We start from the raw sequence: 18,479 nt of genomic DNA, 5'->3' as shown, positions 1-18,479 counted from the left end.
AGTCAAGGCTGGAATGGTGGCGCTGGTGAACGCATAGCTGACAAACTGGCTGCCCTGACCTGTGTTAAAAATCTCGGACTTGCAATAACTCAGGAATGCATCTTCGAAGGCCGCAACGCAGAAATTGGCATCGTCGGTATTGGCCAGTCGCTTTCAGGATGTGATCATATTCGGAAGGATGCTGTATTTCGCTGCCTCTTTCGTCAATATCTGCGCGCCCTTGATCTCTTCAAGGGCAACCGTGGCTTTGAGCTCTGCTGCAGACCGCTTCCGCTTGGTTTTGTTCATGGTGATTTTCCTTCATCAGCATACAGCACTCTCCTGACGACACTACTCTAATTCTGGAGCCCGCCTCAGTCCAACGCTCTGAATTTTGAAATCTTCCTCCCTCAAGAGATTCCCACTACCTCCCAGAATCACTGAGCGGTTCGAGCGCCTGCAATTGTAAAACTCTGCAATAAAAAGAGTATTTTCCCTCCAGGAAAACATGCTCTGTCATTTCCTGATATTCAACTTAACCTTGCGCCTGGAAAAATCCATTTCAATTTGTCACAGAGTGCCAAAAAGCGGATAGTTCAGAACATAAGAACATCACTAATCCAGCGGTTTGGCAGCTGCCAAAAAAAGTTTTATTTATAAGTATGATGACTTTTAAAAAGTTAGATTTAAAAATAACAGTAAGTTAACCTGTATTCATATTATGAAAATAGGGAGGCTTCTCTTGAGAGCACCATAGGAACCGTAAAAAAAACTATTGACCGGAAACGTTGTTTAACGATATCTATATTGCGAAAAGTTTTTCGCAATCCGAAAAGGAGTAAATAATGACAACTAAAAAATCTCCCGCAACTGAAATCACGGATGCAAAAAAACTGGACAGAAAGAGCACAGTAGGCTCCCTCGCAAAAGGCTTCAAAGTGCTCGAAGCTTTTTCCGTCGGATATGAGCAGATGACTATCAGCGATGTCAGTAAGGTGACAGGTCTCGATGCCGGCACGGTATTTCGTAACCTCAATACTCTGGTCGATCTCGGTTATCTGAAGAAGGATGCCGACGCAAAGCTCTTCAGGCTGACTTTTAAGGTTCTTGACCTTGGCTTTCATGCCATCGGGCGCAGTGATGTACGGGATCTGGTTTTACCGATCCTGCGTGGCTTGGTTGCCCATGTTGGAGAAGCTGCCAGTTTCGGGGTTCTGGAAGGTGCGGACATCCTCTACCTGGAACGCGTTCGAGGGGGAGTCGCCCGACTTGGGGTCGACATTCGGGTCGGAACCAGAGTTCCAGCTTACACAAGTACTATCGGCCAAGCATTACTGGCTTTTTTGCCTGCCCGGGACCAGGACATCGTTCTGCATCAACTGAAGACCCAAAGCGATGTCGGAGTTGTGGATATTCCGGAAGCCGAAATTCTGAGTTCACTCAAGCAGATTAAAAAAGACGGGTATGCCTTAAGGGCATCCTATTTTAACAGCAGTTTGCATGTTCTTGCCGTCCCAGTTCTGGATCGGGATGGCTATCCTCTCGCCTCTATCAGCGTTGTGGCTCCCTCGGTTCGCGTCAGTCAGGATGACATGTTGGCTATGGCCCTGGAACCTGCGCGAACCGCCGCTGCAGAGATATCAAAAGCAGTGAGGGCAAGCGGAAGTGTTTCGTCTGTTCTCACAAAAACCTAAACACACTCGTAGGAATGGAAGGAGAGTAAGATGAGCAACATCGATTTAAGAGGTCTTGTCCCCGCGCCGGTGACCCCCTTTACCCGTGATGGTGCCGTTGATCACGATGCAATTCAACGCCTGGGTGCCTGGTTGGGCAGCTTTGAGGATGTCAAGGGGCTGGTTGTTCTTGGTCACGCCGGCGAGGGAACCTTCTTGACACCCGACGAACAGGCTTCTGTCATCAAGAGTTTCAAAGAGTCCGTTGACGGCAGAATTCCGATCATTGCCGGGATCACTCTTGAAGGGACTGCGGTTGCTTGTGCTGAAGCAAAGCGTGCTGTTGCCGCCGGTGCTTCTGCAGGTCTGCTCTATCCTTCCCATGGTTGGCTTCGCTTTGGTTATCAGCAGGGTGCGCCGCAGGATCGTTATCGCCAGGTCTTTGAAGAAAGCGGACTGCCGCTGATCCTGTTCCAGTATCCGGACGTGACCAAAGCCACTTACAACCTTGATACCCTGCTCGAAATTTCGGCTCAACCCGGCGTATTCGCCATGAAAAACGGTGTCCGCAATATGCGTCGCTGGGATGTTGAGATTCCGATTATCCGTCGCGAGCGTCCCGACTTGCAGATCCTGACCTGCCATGACGAGTATCTGCTGCATACCATGTTCGATGTTGATGGTGCGCTGGTTGGTTACGGCGGTCTGGCCCCCGAGCCGTTGATTGAACTGATCAAGGCTGGCAAAGCCAAGGATTACAAAAAAGCCCGTGAAATTCATGACCAACTGATGCCGGTCACCAGGTCTGTCTATCACCGTGGTTCCCACATGGAAGGCACCGTCGCCCTGAAGTGGGGCTTGGTTGCTCGGGGAATTCTGGAGCACGCAACAGTGCGCCCGCCACTGCTGCCGCTGTGCGAAGGCGCTGACAAAGAGATCGCTGACGCCTTGCGTTCTGCTGGGTTGGTTAAATAAAAAAACGTTCAAGCAAGGCTGCTATCAGGTTATTTTTCTGATAACAGAGTGTCAAACAATCGCGGCAGATTGTCGTGGACATCTGCCGCTCTCATTCACGGAGAGGTGCAATGATGCAATACTCAGGAATACGGTTGTTCTGGCTTGGCGTAATTCTTATCGGTAGTTTGATTTCTGCTCCTGTTCAGGCCGAAACTCTTCGCATCGGTGCCATGCCAGTTGGGTCCGGCTGGTATGTTGCTGCGGCAACGATGGAAAAAACTCTGGAAACTGTCCTTCCCGGAATGGACTTTGAGGTCGTCGCTCGTGGCGGCGGGGTTTCCAATCCCCTGGTTGTACAACAGGGTAAGGCCCAGATTGCTATTTCGAACGTGGCGACGTCACTGTGGGCCAGTAAAGGCCAATTGCTCTATAATGGCAAACCTGCCCCAGATATTCGGGCTTTGGTGGGAGGACTCAACCCGGTGTTCATCGGGGCGATTGCCAGCAAATCCTATCTTGAAAAAAATGGCTTTTCCACGCTCAAGGATATCCTTGAATCCGGAAAACCTGTCAACATCATGATGAAACCACCGGGATCATTCATCCCGCCAGCAGTAGATATCGTGCTCAAGGCTCATGGCACCTCCCGCGAAAAAATCGAAGCCGATGGCGGCAAAATTTATCAAGTCGCGCCGGCACAGATGTCATCAATGATGCGTGATGGGCGTGTGGATCTCTATTTTGACAGCGTTCTGCGCGGGCATCCGACGATTCAGGAAATCTCTTTGACCGGCGGCGTGACCTTTCTCGATCTGTCCGATGAAGCGACGGCGGCTCTGTCGGAATACGGCATCAGAAAAGCCAACATCCCGCAATGGTTTGAAGCCCAATCCGGCCCGACCGTTGGTGGCGACTTTGGCACCCAGATTATCGTCAACAAGAGCATGTCTGATGATGATGCGTATAAACTGACCAAGGCCATTGTGGAAAACATGGCTAAGATGGCGGTTGATTATCCTGCGTGGAAAGCCTTTGTTTCAGAAAAGGCGGGTTTGCCCGAAAACAATGGTATCCCCCTGCACCCCGGAGCAGTTCGTTACTACAAGGAAAAAGGATGGCTGTGAAATGAATGACACCGGGCCTGTGTCTGCAGCAGGCCCAGTACTGCTCTAAAGAATCGGAAGGTCAGGAGAGATCGTATGGAAGTCACGTTCAAGAAGGCTCTTATTCATCCCATCACCTGGATTTCATTGGGTTTGATAACTTTTCAATACTGGATTCTGTTTAGCCCGCAGCAACCTCATCTGGAACGTCCTGTTCATCTTGTTGCCGCGCTTTTCCTGACCTTTTTAGCTGTTCCATTAAAGCCGGGTCGCTTGCCACGCTTTTTACGTTGGGGTATCGATGCCCTATGCCTGGGAGGCACGCTCCTGGTGGGGGCTTACTATTGGTTGTCGATGACACGCCTGGAAACCCGAATCGAAAGCATTTCTGACATCTACTGGTTTGACATTGCCGTGGCTTGGCTTCTGGTGGTGTTGCTTATCGAAGGTGTCCGTCGGACGGTTGGCAACATTCTGGTGGTTGTTATTGTGGTGTTTCTACTGTACGGCGGATTTGGTTATGTTCTGCCGGGTGAATTCGGCTTCAGCGGTTTGCCCCTGGCCGATTATTCAGAAATTCTGGCCATGACGACCAGTGGCATTCTTGGCGTGACGACAGCAACTTCCGTCAATTTTATCTTTTATTTTATTGTTTTTGGTGCGGTCTACAGTTGTGTCGGTGGCGGCCAGTTGTTCATTGATCTGGCCATGCGCATGGTCGGAAAAACCTGTGGCGGCGGAGCCAAAGTTGCCATTGTCGGCTCGAGTCTGATGGGAACAATCTCGGGAAGTGCGGTAGCCAATGTGACGGCGACCGGTGTTTTTACCATTCCCCTGATGCGTAAGACAGGAATGACCGGAGAAAAAGCTGCGGCGACAGAAGCGATTGCCTCGACCGGTGGACAGTTGATGCCCCCGATAATGGGAATTGCGGCCTTTGTCATGGCGGAACTTCTGGTCATCCCTTATTCAAAAATAGCCTTGGCCGGCATCTTTCCGGCGCTGGCCTACTATTTGGCGCTGTTTGTGTCGGCGGATCTGGGTGCACGCAAGGACGGCGTCGGAACACTGAGCGACAAGGACCTGGAGGCGGTCCCTCCCATGCTCCCCAGAATACACATGCTGGCACCGCCGCTGGTTCTGGTTCTGTTCCTGGTGCTCGGATATTCGGCTCAAATCGCCGTTGTTTATGCCACGATTTCCTGCTTCCTCGTCCCTTACCTGCGCAAGGAGACTCGCTTTTCCCTCTATGAATTGCCGCAGATGATCATGGATACCGGCAAGCAAGTTGCCGTTATCGCGGTACCGATTGCTGCTATTGGAATCGTTATCGCGGTAGCTATTCAGTCGAACCTGGCGCTTAAGTTCTCGTCCAGTCTGATCTCTGCCAGCGGGTCGTCCTATGTGGTTTCCCTGATCTTCGTCATCCTTGGCTGTATCGTCATGGGCATGGGACTACCAACGGTTGCAGCCTATATTATCGGTGCGATTCTCTATGTCCCGGCTTTGCAAAAACTGGGCGTCGGCGATCTTCAAGCTCACTTTTTCGTGATGTACTACTGCGTCTTGTCGATGGTAACCCCACCGGTATCCCTGGCATCGTTTGCCGCTGCCGGTGTCGCAAAAACTGATGCAATGAAGACCAGTATCGTGTCGTTCTGGATGTGCTCAGCAGCATTTCTGATACCATTTGCGTTTATTTCCGACAAAGCCCTACTGTTTGTCGGAACCTTCTCTGAAATTGCCATTGCCGGTGCCGGCTTGGTCGTCTCGACCATCTTCTGGGCAATTGCTGTAAATGGCTACATTTTGCGCCCGCTGAATATTGTTGAACGGATCGTGCTGTTACTCAGTGCCGGAGCGGCGATCGTCAGTCCGACCGGCAGTATGGCTTGGGACATCGGAATGGCTGTCAGCGTTGCCTATTTCATCTTCCACGTGGCGACCAAAAAGAAAACAGGAACCCAGTACGGCGTCAATCACCTGCAGGAAAAAAATGGTTCCTGAAAGGATATTTCCGCTAGGAAATTTTGGTTCAGTCACAAAGCCTTGGAGTGTCACTCTCCAAGGCTTTGTCATATAGGTTTAAAATGAAAGGAATTTTATGACGACAATGAACTTCGGAATGGTTGAACACGTGGCCTACCAGGTTTCTGACATCAGCTGGCATATAGACTTTTTTCAAACCGTCTTCGGCGTGAAGATCAACAAAATCAAAGGAGATCAGGATGCTCCCGAAATAGTCTGGTTGTCTAGCGGAATACAGCTTATCTCGGCAGCAAAAACACCTGAAAAAATGAGTGACCATATCGGGATGGTTGTTGCTGATCTTGAAGCGACATTAACACTCGTCAAAAAGCGACCAGACGTACACCCTGCACAGGGGAAAGATCAGAACTGGATTATCCTTCCGGACGGGGCTGTGCTTGAACTCATCCAAGGCAATCGTGAGGCAATGAACAGATTGCTTGAGAAGCCGTTAAGATGATTCTCTCATAACACAATAAGTTGAGCTGATTAACATATTTCAAGGTGAAGAGGAGTCATGTACGGGCTACACGAAAAACCGGTAGAGCGATCTATATATAGTTTTGCTAGGGAAGCAAATATAACAACATAAAAAAGGACCCCCAATCGCCTTATTGATTGGGGGTCTGCATTTTTATTTCAATGATTTCAGAAATGCCAGAAATTAAAACGGAATCTCATCATCCGGATTGAAGACCGGATCTTCGAAACTGCTCTCCTGCGAACCGCCGTAGCCGCCCTGCCCGGAGGATTTTTTATTGTCGTAGCCGCCGCCTTGGCTGCCGCCGCCACCGTAGCCACCCTGCCCGCCGCCTTGGTTATCGTCGCGACTGCCAAGCATCTGCATCTGATCGACAACGATTTCCGTGATGTAACGCTTGTTGCCGTCTCGATCATCGTAGGAGCGGGTCTGGATTTTCCCTTCGATGTAAACTTGTTTACCTTTATGAAGGTATTTTCCACAAATTTCCGCCAGTTGCCGCCAGGCAACGATGTTGTGCCACTCGGTCTTATCCTGGCGATTGCCTTCACGATCCTTGAAACGTTCCGTGGTTGCCAGTGAGAATGTCGCAACTGCGGTTCCGGACGGCGTGTAGCGTAATTCGGGATCTTTTCCGAGATTTCCAACCAGGATGACTTTATTGACCGACATGTTACCTCCGCATAAAAAGAATGTTAATTGCCAAAACTTTCATGTCGCCCGACTGAAAAAAAGTCTCTGGCTTAAAATACTTTTGGCAATTCACCAGTCGCATTTCCACGACAAGTAGACTTTGATATTTATTTCGAACTGGTCATATTACACATTTTTCAAAATTATCGAAAGTCTGTTTCCTCGAAGGCATTCCATCCAGGCAATCAGTCCCCATTCGGCGTTGGGCCAGTTAACCACCGATCAGCTCCGGGAGAAACCTGGCAGGCTGTTAAAAAACAGCCTGGCGAGCCCAGGGATGGACTTTTCAACACCCTGATAGCCCAAGCGCGAAATGGTCAGAATTGGTCGATCCAGCGTGGAACTCAAAGGTCCTCGGCTGACCTCCTTTCAGCGGCGGCCGAGCAGCCGGAGGAGCCCATCAAGTGCGGTGTACGGGTGAGGGGGGCAACCGGGGATATACAGGTCAACCGGCAGCAGATCGCCGACACCACCATGTGTTTCGGTGCTGGTTATGAACGGGCCACCGCCGATGGCGCAGGCGCCAGAGGCGATCACCAGTTTCGGTTCAGGTATCGCCGCATAGGTCTCCAAAAGGGCACTGCGCATATTTTCAGTCACCGGACCGGTAATCAGGAGCCCGTCCGCATGACGCGGTGAGGCGACAAACTGGATGCCGAAACGGCCCAGGTCAAAAACCAGTGTGCCGAGCACGTTCAGGTCGGCTTCGCAGGCGTTACACCCTCCTGCCGAAACCTGGCGAAGCTTCAAAGAACGGCCGAACAGCCTTTTCATCTGGCCGTCGAGGGCGCTCGCCAAGCGATGCTCTGTCTCACTGGTTAACAGATCATCGCGCTTGGACGCAGCAAGACGATAGTCATTTGTGAAGCTGATCGCGCCGTGCGAGCACACTGTGCAGTCAGCGCAGAACAGGCAACGCCCCAGGTCCAGATGCGGTTTGCCGTCAATCAGTTGGACCGCAGAAAAAGGGCAGGCGCTCAGACATTGATCGCACCCGGACTGGCAGAGACCCGGCTGGATATGCGGGGCACCACGAAAACGTGCGGGCAGCACCGGCTCCTGTTTCGGGAATTTACCGGTCCGGTGCCCCTGGCGCAGGCGTTCACGGATAATCGTCAGCATAAATGTTTCTCCCTAAAGATCAAACCCGCAATAGGACAGGTTGAAACTCTTGTTGCAAAGCGGAAAATCTGAAATCTGTTGGCCACGCAGCGCCAAAGCGAGTCCGCTCCAGTTATGAAAGGAGGGATCGACGATCTTGTAGCGCTCGATCTGTCCTGTCGCGCTGGTGATCGCTGCATGGACAATCTCTCCCCGCCATCCTTCACACAAGGAGACGGCAAGACAATCACCGGCCAGCCCCCCCAGAGAGGAGGCCACCGGCCCCTCGGGCAACTGGCGGATAAGTTGGCCAAGCAGTTTCAGCGAAGCAAAAATCTCTCGCCGGCGGACATTGCCTCGCGCGAAAACATCCCCGTCGATTTCGATCACCGGAGCGTCGAAACCTTTTTCCCAGACACCGAAGGGGTGATGAAGACGGGCGTCGCGAACAAGACCGCAGGCACGTGCGGCAACCCCGACCAGCCCGAGAGCTTCAGCGTCTTCAATCTTGACCTTGCCGGTTCCCTCAAAACGGGCCAATACCGAGGGGGAATCAAAGCACAGATCAATGGCCCCACGGGTTTCCCCCTCGAGAGTTTTTAACCGGTCAAGGAGGTATTGAGACAGCTTGGTGTCAAGATCAAAACCGACTCCTCCGGGTCGGACCAGTCCTCGACCAAAGCGGCTGCCACAGAGTTCTGCAGTCAGATTCAAATAATCACCGCGCAACCGGCCGCAAAAGGAGGCGGTGGGTAAGAACCCGACGTCGCCAGCCAAGGCACCGATGTCTCCGACATGGTTGGCCAGCCGTTCAAGTTCGAGAGCAATGGCACGGATGGCATAGGCACGGGGAGGTGCGTCGGTCCCCGACAGGCTTTCAAGGATTTGGGCATAAGCGGTCATATGCCCAATGGTTGTATCTCCGGCGGATGTTTCTATCTGGTAGCTGCTGGTTGGGTGTGGCCCGCCGCTGAGCAATTGCTCGATGCCACGATGCTGGTAACCCAGGGAAATCTCCAGATGCATAACCTCTTCACCGTGACACTGAAAACGGAAGTGCCCGGGCTCGATCACTCCGGCATGCACCGGACCGACCGCCACCTCGTGGATTTCTTCCCCCTCAACCCGGTAGAAATCCATGTCCCCGGGAACCGGGTGCTTGGCCGTGTCCCGCCCCCAGATATCGCTGCTGTCGATCCAGGTCTTGTGAAAGCGCACCGGTTTGAGCCAGGGATGCCCCTCTGGCCGCAATCCGAATTGTTCAGCAAGTTCCCGTTCGAACAGGTGCAACTGAGGAAGCTGGGGCGTCAACGAGGGGAAACGATCCTTGACGCTGGTCCGCAGCACTGCAAACTCCCCTTTCCAGTCATGGGCGAGGATGGCATAGAGTTCGACCCCCTCGGCGACCGGGCGACCAAAATAATTGGCGACTCGGCCAGCGTCGGCAATTTCCTCCAGGAGCGATGTGGAAAATTCATCGAAATCGAGCCGCGGGATGTCTGCCAGCGGGATCGATAACCCATGCCGAAAGCGAAATAGCTTCGAACTGGTCATGGTTTCACCTCCAGCAGAGCGGCGGCGGCGCGCAGAGTCTGTTGCAGAGACTCGGGAAGATAGACCCCAAGACAGAGGACAACGAGCAGGAAACCCAACGGAGAGATAACCAGCAGAAAACTGTCCTTGAAGACAGATTCGAGCTTGACCGGCGCGCCTTGAGTGGCAGGCAGCGCGGTTCCGCCCATGCCGATAAAAACCGCGGCCAGCAACAACAACATCAGCAGCCCGACCCAAACCTGGCCAGTCCCGAAAATACCCCGCAGAATCGTAAATTCACTCATGAAGAGACCGAAGGGCGGAGAGCCGGTGATGGCCAGGAAACCAGCCAGGAACAAGCTCCCGGAGATGGGGAGAGTCGCGATCGCGCCATGTACCTCGGAGAGTCTTTTGCTGGCATAGGCGCGGTGGATATTGCCGACCGAAAGGAACAGACAGCCTTTGGTCAGAGCGTTGTTGATCAGGTGCAGCATGGCGCCGAAGGTTGCCAGGCCACCAATGCCGACCCCAATGGCAAGGATCCCCATATGCTCAACCGAGGAGTAGGCAAGCAGCCGCTTGAGGTCGGGTTGCCGGACCATGAAAATCGCCGCCAGCGCCATCGACAAAAGCCCCATCCCCAACAGCGCCTGGCGAGCCATCGCTCCGTCTCCGGCGGCCGTCATCAGTTGTACCGCGCGGAGTATGGCGAGAAAGGCGACACTGGTCAGACCGCCGGCAAGCAGGGCGCCGACTAATCCGGGCGCTTCACCATAGGCATCCGGTTTCCAGGAATGCAGCGGTGCCAGTCCCATCTTGGTGCCGAATCCGACAAGAAGAAAGATGAAGCCGGCATGCAGCCAGGGGCGCGAGAGGCTGGTGGCTCCTACGAGCAGAGAATCGAATTGCAGACTGATCGGTGTCCCCTCGCCAACCAGCGCCGCATAAGCGATAAACAGCATGCCGAGCATGGCCAGACCGATTCCGACCGAGCAGAGCAGCAGGTACTTCCAGGTGGCCTCAAGCGAAAGGCGGTTGCGGTTGTAATAAATCAATGGAGCGCTGGTAATGGTCGTCGCTTCAACCGCCATCCACAACAGCCCAAGGTGGCGGGAAGAAATGGCCAGGGTCATGGCGGAAAGAAAGACCAGCAGGCAGGGGACAATGACCTTGTTGCCTCGATCCCGGCAAAGGCTCAGGTAACCGACCGCGTAAATCGAGCAGCCGAAGAAGAGCAGGCTGGTCACGAGCAAGACCAACTTTGCCAAGGCATCGAGTCCAATCCATGGCCCAGTCTCCAGGGCGCCGTTCACGATAAGACCCGCCAGCAGAAGGTGGAAACCTCCGCAAATGGGCAAGATCCATGAGCGAACCTGATACCAGGGGAGCAGTAAGGAAAGAGCGGCTCCCAGCAGGGGGAAAAGAATAATGGTCAGGAGCATGGTTTATTCCTTCAGTGCCGTGAGGCGCTCGGTATTGATCGTTGAAAATTCGCGGCTGATCTGATTGATGACAATGCCCATCACGAAAATGCCGACCAGCAGGTCAAGCAGAATTCCTGCTTCGACCGTCAAGGGCATCGCCTCCGACAGCAACACGGCAAAGATAAAAATCCCGTTCTCCAGGATCAGGTAGCCGAGCACCTGGGTCAACGCCTTGCGCCGGGTGATCAGCAACAGAAATCCGCTGAACATGGTTGCCAGAGCGGTCGGCACAAACAACCCCCCGTGGTGTTCTGCCGCGAGGGGCAGAAAGTCAGAAAAAATGAAAGCCCCGGCGGTCGTCAGGGCACCCAGAATCAACGTTGCAACAAACCCGATATAGGGTTCCATCTCACGGCGGATGCGGACCTCACGGATCGCCCGCAGCAACAGCCAGGGGATGAAGACGCCCTTGAAGCAGAACGCCCCGAGACCCAGCATGACCGAATGGCCGGATAGCCCATGGACCACGACCGGCAGCAGGGCCAGCAGAGCTCCTTGCATGGCGACAGCGCGGATACAGGCAACCAGTCGGGCACTGCCAAGCGAGAAAAAATTGATCAAAATTACCGTCAGAAGGAGCAGATTCGTCATCGCTTTCCCTTATCTCAAAACCAGAACCAGGGCAAAAACAGACAGCAGGGTCGTCCCGACCAGCACTTGCGGAACCCGAGGCAGGCGCAAGCGGGCCATGGTCGACTCGACAACGCCGACCAGCACCGCCAGGCCGAGCATCCCGCCAAGAAAAACCAGCAGATCAAGCGGTATCGAGCCGGTCTGAAACGGCAGAGCGATACGGACCAGCAAGCCACCAAGGACCATCAGTTTCATGGCCGCACCATAAAGGATCATGCCGAAGGCCGGCCCGCTGTGATCAAGAACCATGACTTCGTGGATCATGGTCAACTCCAGGTGGGTGTTGGGGTCGTCGAAGGGAATCCGCGAGTTCTCCACCAGCAGGGCCACGAACAGGCAGACCAGAATGAGCCCCAGTGACGCACCGGCATCACTGCGCCACTGATTGAACAATTGCGGGCCAAGCAAACTGTTCAGGGTCAGTTTCTCGGCGCCACGGGCCAGGACCAGCAGGCCAAACAGCAGGGTTGGCTCCGCGAGACAGGAAAAGGTCACCTCACGCACCGCTCCCATGCCCTCAAAGCTAGAACCCGTATCAAGCGCCGCAGCCGCGGTAAAAAAACGCGCCAGGCCAAACAGGTAGACGAACAGGATCAGGTCTCCGGTAAAGGAAATCGGCGCAGCCAGCCCCCCGAACGGGATCAGCAGAGAGGCCAACAGGGGGACAACCAGCCCGACCACAGGTCCGGCCAGAAACACCCAGGTGGTGGTGCGGCTGAAGACGAATCCCTTGCGCCAGAGCCGCGCCAGATCATAGTAGGGTTGCAGCAATGGCGGGCCGACCCGCCCGGCAAACAGCGCCTTGGTTTTGTTGATCACTCCGAGCGGCAGGGGAGCAAAAACAAGTAGGATGCAAATATGTAATACGATCCGACTGATCATCGATATTCCTTTCAGTACGCCACCAGGGTCAAAAGGACAACCAGGGTCAAGACGACGTAGAGCAGATAAATGGCGGCAACGCCGTTTTGAATGATCCGGCGCAGCCGGGTAAACAACCATGCCAGACCGGAGAAGGTCGGCGTCAGCCCGCGGTCGAGGACCAAATCAGGAGTATGGCTGGAGAAATCTTTACTCTTCGGGAAAAGGCCATCGACCTGACCTCCCTGGCGATGACTCCAAAGGCCGAAACGGAACAGCCGCACCAGGCTGTCAGCAAAGGAACTTGCCGTGTATTGCATACGTGCCGTTGGAAAAGAAAAACCACATCCCCAGGTGCCAAGATCAGCAGGTGCCGATGCACTTCGGCGCTGCACCTGCCAACCGGTCAATCCCAGCAACCCCAACAGCAGCCATCCGCCAAGACTGATCATGTTCAAGGGGGCCAGATCACCCCCCAGGGACAATGTCGGTGTGGTTTCAGACCAGTTGACAACCGCCTGTTCCAGGATCGAGCGCAGACTGAATGGCAACAGCCCTATCCAACTGCAGGCAAGCAGGAGTGCGGCCATCGGCCAAAGCATGGTCGGCGGTGCCTCATGTGCCCGTGCTGAAGCCTCAGTGCGTGCTGTTCCAAGGAAGCACACCCCGAAAACCTTGACAAAACAGGCCAGCGCCAGTCCGCCGATCAGGGCCAGCGCAGGCGCTGCCAGCAAGGCCACCGATAGGGCTGACGAGGTTGATTTCAGGGTCTGAAAGACCCCGAGGTAAATCAGCCACTCGCTGACAAATCCGTTGAATGGGGGGAGTCCGCTGATCGCAACCGCCCCACCGAGAAAAAACAGTCCGGTCCAGCGCTGGCGTTTCAGCAGGCCACCGAAATGGTCCAGGTCGCGACTCCCAACCGCATGGATAATCGAACCGGCCGCCATGAACAGGAGCGATTTAAACAACCCGTGGTTGATCACGTGAAGCAGGCAGCCTGAGAGTCCGAGCAGAACCAGTGCAGGTTCCCCATAACTGCGTCCAAGGAGCGCCAGCCCTAATCCCAGGGCGATAATCCCGATATTCTCCACGCTATGGTAAGCGAGCAGCCGCTTGATATCGTGCTGGGCGATGGCCAACGCTACGCCGAGAATTCCAGACACTGCGCCCAGAACAAGGATCATCCAGCCCCACCAGGCCGGGATCTCGGCGAAAAAGGAGGTCAGCCGGACCAGTCCGTAGATTCCGGTCTTGATCATCACCCCTGAAAGTAGCGCCGAGGCATGACTGGGGGCGGCGGCATGGGCACCGGGCAACCAGATATGCAGGGGCATCAGTCCGGCCTTCATGCCAAAGCCAAGCAGCCCCAGCAGAAAAATCAGGCTGCTGCCTGCCCCGGTCAGGCTGCCGGCCAAGGGAAAAGCTCCTGATCCGGAAACCTGGTTTATCACGGCAAAAAGGCCAAACAGCGCCAGCGTTCCGGTATGGGTCGCTATCAGATAGATAAAACCGGCCTTGCGGACATCCTCTTTGTGATCCTCGGTGGTAATCAGGAAATACCCGGAAAGGGCCATGACCTCCCAAGCCGAAAGAAACAGGACACTGTTGCGGGCCAGCAGCAGCAGAATCATTGCCCCGCTGATCAGCCCATAGAAGAGACCCAGCTTTGGGGCATTTTCCGAATGTTCCGCACTCGGCCAGTAGCGAAGACCATAGATTGCCCCACTGACGACCACCAGCAACAGGGGGGCAATGAAGACCGCCGAAAGAGCGTCCAGTCCCAGCTCAAAGCGCCCAGCCGGAACAGACCAATCAAGTTCGAGAGATAATCCAGACTGAGCAACGGCCGTTGTCAGCGGCCAGACACAGAGCAACGCGCCAATCACAATCTGGACGCAGAAGATCCGTTCTCGGACAGGTGGGCGACTCACCGCCAGACAAAAAACCCCTGACGTGGTGATCAGGAAAACTCCAACAAGTAGCAGCCAAACCATCATCCGCCTCCTCGACTGGTCCATACCGTCCAGGCCAGCAAGAGCGTGCTGGCGGCGAACATATACAGCAGATAAATCGCCAACTGCCCCTGCTGTAGCCAGCGAAGCCTTTGACAACGGTCGGCCAGCCAGATAAACAGTGGCTGCCATTGGTAGGTCAGAAAAGAATCACGCGATGTTTGTTGAACCTGGGATGGTCCGGGAAAGAGTCCGGAAACATTCGAAACTTCAATATCCGGCTGAACCGGTCTGGGCAGAACGCGACGAAAAGCCAGTTCGGAAAAAGCTTCGCCGGTATAAGACATGCGGGTGGTCGGAAATTGAAAGCCGCATCCCCAGGTCGCCTGGACGTCTGTTATCCGTCGGTTGCGCAGACGGCCTAAAAACAGAGCAACAGCAAGAAAAACCAGAATCAGCGCGCCATTGAACCGGCCAAAGCTGGTCAGTGCTTCAGGAAGAACCAGGCTGACGGGTTGACCCGAAATCTGGCTGAGCGGGGCGTTCAGGAGCCCGACGACATATTGGGGGAAAAGGCCGATCACCAGACAAGCCGCCAATAACACCGCCATCGGTATCAGCATTAGCGGACCGGCTTCATGCGCCTGGCCAGCAACCTGGGAACGGGGCTCCCCCAAAAGACAAATGCCTACCAGGCGCGTAAATGTCACCAGAGCGAGGGTTCCGACGATCCCCAGCAGCCCGATCAGCAGCAGCGCGCTCAACCCGGAAACCCCTGATCCGACAATACCTCCCTGCAATAGACCGAGATAAATCAGCCATTCACTCACCAGACCGTTGAATGGCGGGAGCGCGCTGATCGCCAGACTGCCACCGATCCACAACAATCCCGTGAGAGGCATACGCTTGAGCAGCCCGCCCATCAAGTTCATGTTGCGCGTCCCTGTGGCGTGGAGCAGACTGCCAGCCCCGAGAAACATGAGTCCTTTGAACAAGGCATGGTTCCAGATATGCAGCAGAGCACCTGCCAAAGCCAGCAGCGCAATGGCCTGATGTCCCTGGGCTTTCGCGACGAAACCAAAGCCGAGCCCAAGCAGGATAATGCCAACATTTTCGATGGTCGAATAAGCAAGGCTCCGCTTGATATCACGCTGCAGGCAGGCCATGGCGATGCCATACAGAGCCCCGGCTATCCCCAACCCGGCAATGACCCAGCCCCACCAGGCAGGATTTGGAGGCAGCAGACTGAGAACACGCAGGATACCGTAAATACCGGTCTTGACCAGCGCTCCGGACATCAATGCGGAGACATGGCTGGGGGCCGCCGGGTGGGCGTCAGGCAGCCAGATATGGACGGGCAGAAGTCCGGCCTTGACCCCAAACCCAAACAGTGCCAGCAGAAACAGGAGACTGGCACTGGGCAGGGACACCCTTGCTAACGGAGCAAAATCGCTGAAGTTCTGACTTTGGCTGATGGTTCCCGCCTGCAGAAAGAAGGCAAACAACAGCATCAATCCACAGTGCGCAGCCAGCAGATAGAGCCAGGCCGCCTTGCGTACGGCCTCCTGATGATGATCCCAGGCAACCAGCAAAAAGGAACTCATGGTCATGATCTCCCAAGCGATCAGGAAGAGCAGGACGTTGGCAGCTGAAACCACCAGCAGCATGGCCGCAAACATCAGGAGATAGAGGCACCAGTGCGTCGCCAGTGAACGGCGCGCCCCCTCATGGGAAAGATAGCCGGCACCGTAAATGGCACAGCAGATGCCGAGCACAGCGATGGGCAGCAGAAAACAGGCACTTAACGGGTCAAGTTGGAGAGCAAGAGATCCTGCTGGGACACCCCAGCCCGTTGACCAACTCTGCAAGCCTCCACGCGAAAGTCCCTGCAATGCGGCAACAACCGTCAGCAAGCCCGCTGAACTGGCTCCGACGACTCCGGTCCAGGACGCCAACCTGGGATGTCGCCAGGTCAACAGTGAAACGCCGCCCGCCAGGGCAAGAATCAGAAAGGCTGTTTGAAGCAGAATCATAACCTGGGGTCCTCAGCAGGGGGGAAATCCCCACAGCGGTCAAGCAGCAGTTTTTTGATTTGCCACCTCCGCCAGTCGTCATCGACCATTCCAGCGCACAGACATCCGTACGCCGGGAAAAACAAGGCCGGTCTATTGAAATTTGAGAAACGGTCTCCATGGAACAAACCGCCAAAGAAAAAACCCCGGGGCATATGACGAAGCAAAGCAAATTTGCAGAATTCCCGACGGCGATACTGCGACATCTAACAAGGCTGTTCCTGAAAAATGGTCGATTTGTTCTTATCAAGCGTGCAGGGCATCGCGTGCATCAACCTTCTTTAATGACTTCAGAGCAAGGTCCTGTTCCTCTACCAGGTCCGCTTCCGCTTCTTTCAAACCCGAGTAAAGTTGTTCGCGGCTGGCTTGATGATTCAACAGATATTGAAACTGCTGATTCCGCAGCACAAACGTCAATTTTGACAGAAGATACAAGTGTTCTCGCAGGGTTGCGGCGATGATGACAAAAAGAGAATGCGTCAACTGTCCATCCAGAGCAGCGAAGCTGACCGGTTTCTCAAGAAAAAACAGCGCGACGGTTGACCGGCCGGCAAAAGGCAGACCTGGACTGCGCGGATGAGGTGCCGCAACCCCATTGCCAAGAGCTGTGGAGGCAAGTTTTTCACGTGCAATCAGTGATTTTGTCAATTCATGCCGATTGATTTCGTCTGGAAGGCGCAGCCCGGCCACCGCCCCTGCGAGGACCTCGTCGCGCGAATTCCCTTCGAGGCGATAATGGATGCCTCCAGCTTCAAGGGCTGAAAATAGATTGGGGAGAGCCCTGTCTTGGGGTTCGGCTTCTTCAAGAGCATCGGTGGTCACACCGATGCGGTGGGCCATTGCCCATTCCAACAATTCAGCAGTATTGAAACGATAGCTTCCGTTCAGTTTGTAAGCGGGGAGCACACCAGATTTCAGCCATCGATAGATGGTTTTCTCCGAAACGGACAGAAGCCTGGAGGCATCCTTGACTGCTACATTCATTTGACCCTCGATAGGAGCATTACTCTTTAACTATGGACATTTTTGGACATTACTCTCTGATGGAGATTATTGTCAACAGAGAAAGTATGGCAAACCGGAGAGGTCAGAAGAGCGGTAAAGATCCTAAAAAATGGCTTTTTTACCCAGTTGGAAGCACAAACCCGCCCTTCTCATGGCAGTCAGTTCAGTTGACATTCGTATCTGTGCATTGCTAATGTCTTAGCCTGTCCATGACAAGTGACATTTTTCCAAGGGGCTCCATGAATACTTCCGTTAAAGACGCTGCCAGGCTTTTAAGTGTCTCAGAAAAAACGATTTATCGCTGGATCAAGCAAGAGGTCATGCCCGTTTACAGGGTTCATGAGCAATATCGCTTTAACCGCTCGGAATTGTTGGAATGGGCGACCTCAAGACGAATGGGGATCGCGGCTGAAGCTTTTCTTGAGCCAGATACGGATGACTCCCCATTGCCAACATTGATCGAATCTTTGGAATCTGGAGGGGTTGTTTATCGGCTGGACGGAACATCACGTCATGAAGTCCTGACAAAACTTGTTGACGAGTTAAGACTGCCGGAGGAGGTTGATCGGGATTATTTGCTTAAAGTGCTTAAAGCGCGTGAAAAACTCGCATCAACCGGCATCGGTGATGGTATCGCCATCCCCCACCCGCGTAATCCTGTCTTATTGCATGTAACGAAACCCAGCGTTACTCTGGCTTTTCTGGAAAATCCCGTTGATTTTCATGCTCTGGATAAGAAACCGGTTCACACGTTGTTTTGTATGATTTCACCCACCTTACGTGCGCATCTTCATCTGTTGTCCAAACTCAGCTTTGCACTACGCGATCCGGGTTTTAGGGCAGCAATAGACAATCAGGGCAGTCGAGATGAAATCTTTTCTGCTTTAAGGAAACTCAACGAAACCTTACTGGGTTGATATT

The 18,479-nt window shown here is 54.1% G+C and carries 16 protein-coding genes and 1 pseudogene; 6 read left to right on the top strand and 11 right to left on the bottom strand.

Annotated elements, in window-relative coordinates; genetic code table 11:
- Positions 1–21 precede the first annotated feature (21 nt).
- Together N909_RS26185 and N909_RS26360 are read right to left on the bottom strand one after the other, a co-directional pair.
- A pseudogene (locus N909_RS26185) lies at positions 22–150 on the bottom strand (IS3 family transposase); the annotation flags it as partial.
- 3 nt (positions 151–153) lie between these two features.
- Entirely contained in the window at positions 154–288 is a 135-nt protein-coding gene (locus tag N909_RS26360; RefSeq protein WP_036683770.1) for a hypothetical protein, read from the bottom strand.
- A gap of 536 nt (positions 289–824) precedes the next feature.
- Between N909_RS26360 and N909_RS0113235 the strand changes: the two genes are divergently transcribed.
- The 5 genes from N909_RS0113235 (at position 825) to N909_RS0113215 (ending at position 6,200) form a co-directional block, all read left to right on the top strand.
- On the top strand, positions 825–1,673 hold the full coding sequence (locus N909_RS0113235) for an IclR family transcriptional regulator (RefSeq protein ID WP_029915858.1): 849 nt from the start codon (positions 825–827) through the stop codon (positions 1,671–1,673).
- 30 nt (positions 1,674–1,703) lie between these two features.
- On the top strand, positions 1,704–2,627 hold the full coding sequence (locus N909_RS0113230) for a dihydrodipicolinate synthase family protein (protein ID WP_029915857.1): 924 nt from the start codon (positions 1,704–1,706) through the stop codon (positions 2,625–2,627).
- Positions 2,628–2,737: 110 nt separating this feature from the next.
- On the top strand, positions 2,738–3,733 hold the full coding sequence (locus tag N909_RS0113225) for a TAXI family TRAP transporter solute-binding subunit (RefSeq protein ID WP_029915856.1): 996 nt from the start codon (positions 2,738–2,740) through the stop codon (positions 3,731–3,733).
- A gap of 75 nt (positions 3,734–3,808) precedes the next feature.
- The gene (locus tag N909_RS0113220) at positions 3,809–5,719 is read left to right on the top strand and encodes a TRAP transporter permease (protein WP_029915855.1); all 1,911 of its coding nucleotides are present in this window, start codon (positions 3,809–3,811) and stop codon (positions 5,717–5,719) included.
- Between the two features lie 97 nt (positions 5,720–5,816).
- The gene (locus N909_RS0113215; protein ID WP_051689745.1) at positions 5,817–6,200 is read left to right on the top strand and encodes a VOC family protein; all 384 of its coding nucleotides are present in this window, start codon (positions 5,817–5,819) and stop codon (positions 6,198–6,200) included.
- Positions 6,201–6,404: 204 nt separating this feature from the next.
- On the opposite strand, the gene N909_RS0113210 is transcribed toward N909_RS0113215, so the two are convergent.
- The 9 genes from N909_RS0113210 to N909_RS0113165 form a co-directional block, all read right to left on the bottom strand.
- Positions 6,405–6,893, bottom strand: a complete 489-nt coding sequence (locus tag N909_RS0113210) for a single-stranded DNA-binding protein (protein ID WP_029915853.1) — start codon at positions 6,891–6,893, stop codon at positions 6,405–6,407.
- Positions 6,894–7,283: 390 nt separating this feature from the next.
- Positions 7,284–8,036: an NADH-quinone oxidoreductase subunit B family protein gene (locus tag N909_RS0113205; protein WP_029915852.1), complete on the bottom strand. Its 753-nt coding sequence runs from the start codon at positions 8,034–8,036 to the stop codon at positions 7,284–7,286.
- 12 nt (positions 8,037–8,048) lie between these two features.
- The gene (locus tag N909_RS0113200; RefSeq protein WP_029915851.1) at positions 8,049–9,569 is read right to left on the bottom strand and encodes a hydrogenase large subunit; all 1,521 of its coding nucleotides are present in this window, start codon (positions 9,567–9,569) and stop codon (positions 8,049–8,051) included.
- Positions 9,566–10,990, bottom strand: coding sequence for a proton-conducting transporter transmembrane domain-containing protein (locus N909_RS0113195; protein WP_029915850.1), 1,425 nt, complete (start codon positions 10,988–10,990; stop codon positions 9,566–9,568). The genes N909_RS0113200 and N909_RS0113195 overlap by 4 nt, the downstream gene beginning before the upstream one ends.
- 3 nt (positions 10,991–10,993) lie before the next feature.
- A complete protein-coding gene (locus N909_RS0113190; RefSeq protein WP_029915849.1) occupies positions 10,994–11,623 on the bottom strand; it encodes an NADH-quinone oxidoreductase subunit K in 630 nt (209 codons plus the stop codon).
- A 9-nt stretch (positions 11,624–11,632) separates the two neighbouring features.
- Positions 11,633–12,547, bottom strand: coding sequence for a respiratory chain complex I subunit 1 family protein (locus tag N909_RS0113185; protein ID WP_029915848.1), 915 nt, complete (start codon positions 12,545–12,547; stop codon positions 11,633–11,635).
- 11 nt (positions 12,548–12,558) lie between these two features.
- Complete coding sequence (locus tag N909_RS0113180) at positions 12,559–14,526, bottom strand: proton-conducting transporter transmembrane domain-containing protein (RefSeq protein WP_029915847.1); 1,968 nt, start codon at positions 14,524–14,526, stop codon at positions 12,559–12,561.
- Positions 14,523–16,514 (bottom strand): proton-conducting transporter transmembrane domain-containing protein, encoded by a 1,992-nt coding sequence (locus tag N909_RS0113175; RefSeq protein WP_029915846.1) that lies wholly within the window; start codon positions 16,512–16,514, stop codon positions 14,523–14,525. Before N909_RS0113175 ends, N909_RS0113180 begins: the two co-directional genes overlap by 4 nt.
- A gap of 285 nt (positions 16,515–16,799) precedes the next feature.
- Positions 16,800–17,537 carry a PTS sugar transporter subunit IIA gene (locus N909_RS0113165; protein ID WP_063336396.1) on the bottom strand — a complete coding sequence of 246 codons (738 nt, stop codon included), beginning with the start codon at positions 17,535–17,537 and terminating at the stop codon, positions 16,800–16,802.
- 260 nt (positions 17,538–17,797) lie between these two features.
- On the opposite strand from N909_RS0113165, the gene N909_RS0113160 reads away from it, so the two are divergent.
- Positions 17,798–18,475 carry a PTS sugar transporter subunit IIA gene (locus tag N909_RS0113160; RefSeq protein WP_029915841.1) on the top strand — a complete coding sequence of 226 codons (678 nt, stop codon included), beginning with the start codon at positions 17,798–17,800 and terminating at the stop codon, positions 18,473–18,475.
- Positions 18,476–18,479: the final 4 nt, after the last annotated feature.

It is taken from the genome of Pelobacter seleniigenes DSM 18267 (genome assembly GCF_000711225.1).
GTDB classification, from domain to species: Bacteria; Desulfobacterota; Desulfuromonadia; order Desulfuromonadales; family Geopsychrobacteraceae; genus Seleniibacterium; species Seleniibacterium seleniigenes.
This window is presented reverse-complemented; position numbering and strand designations above follow the sequence as displayed.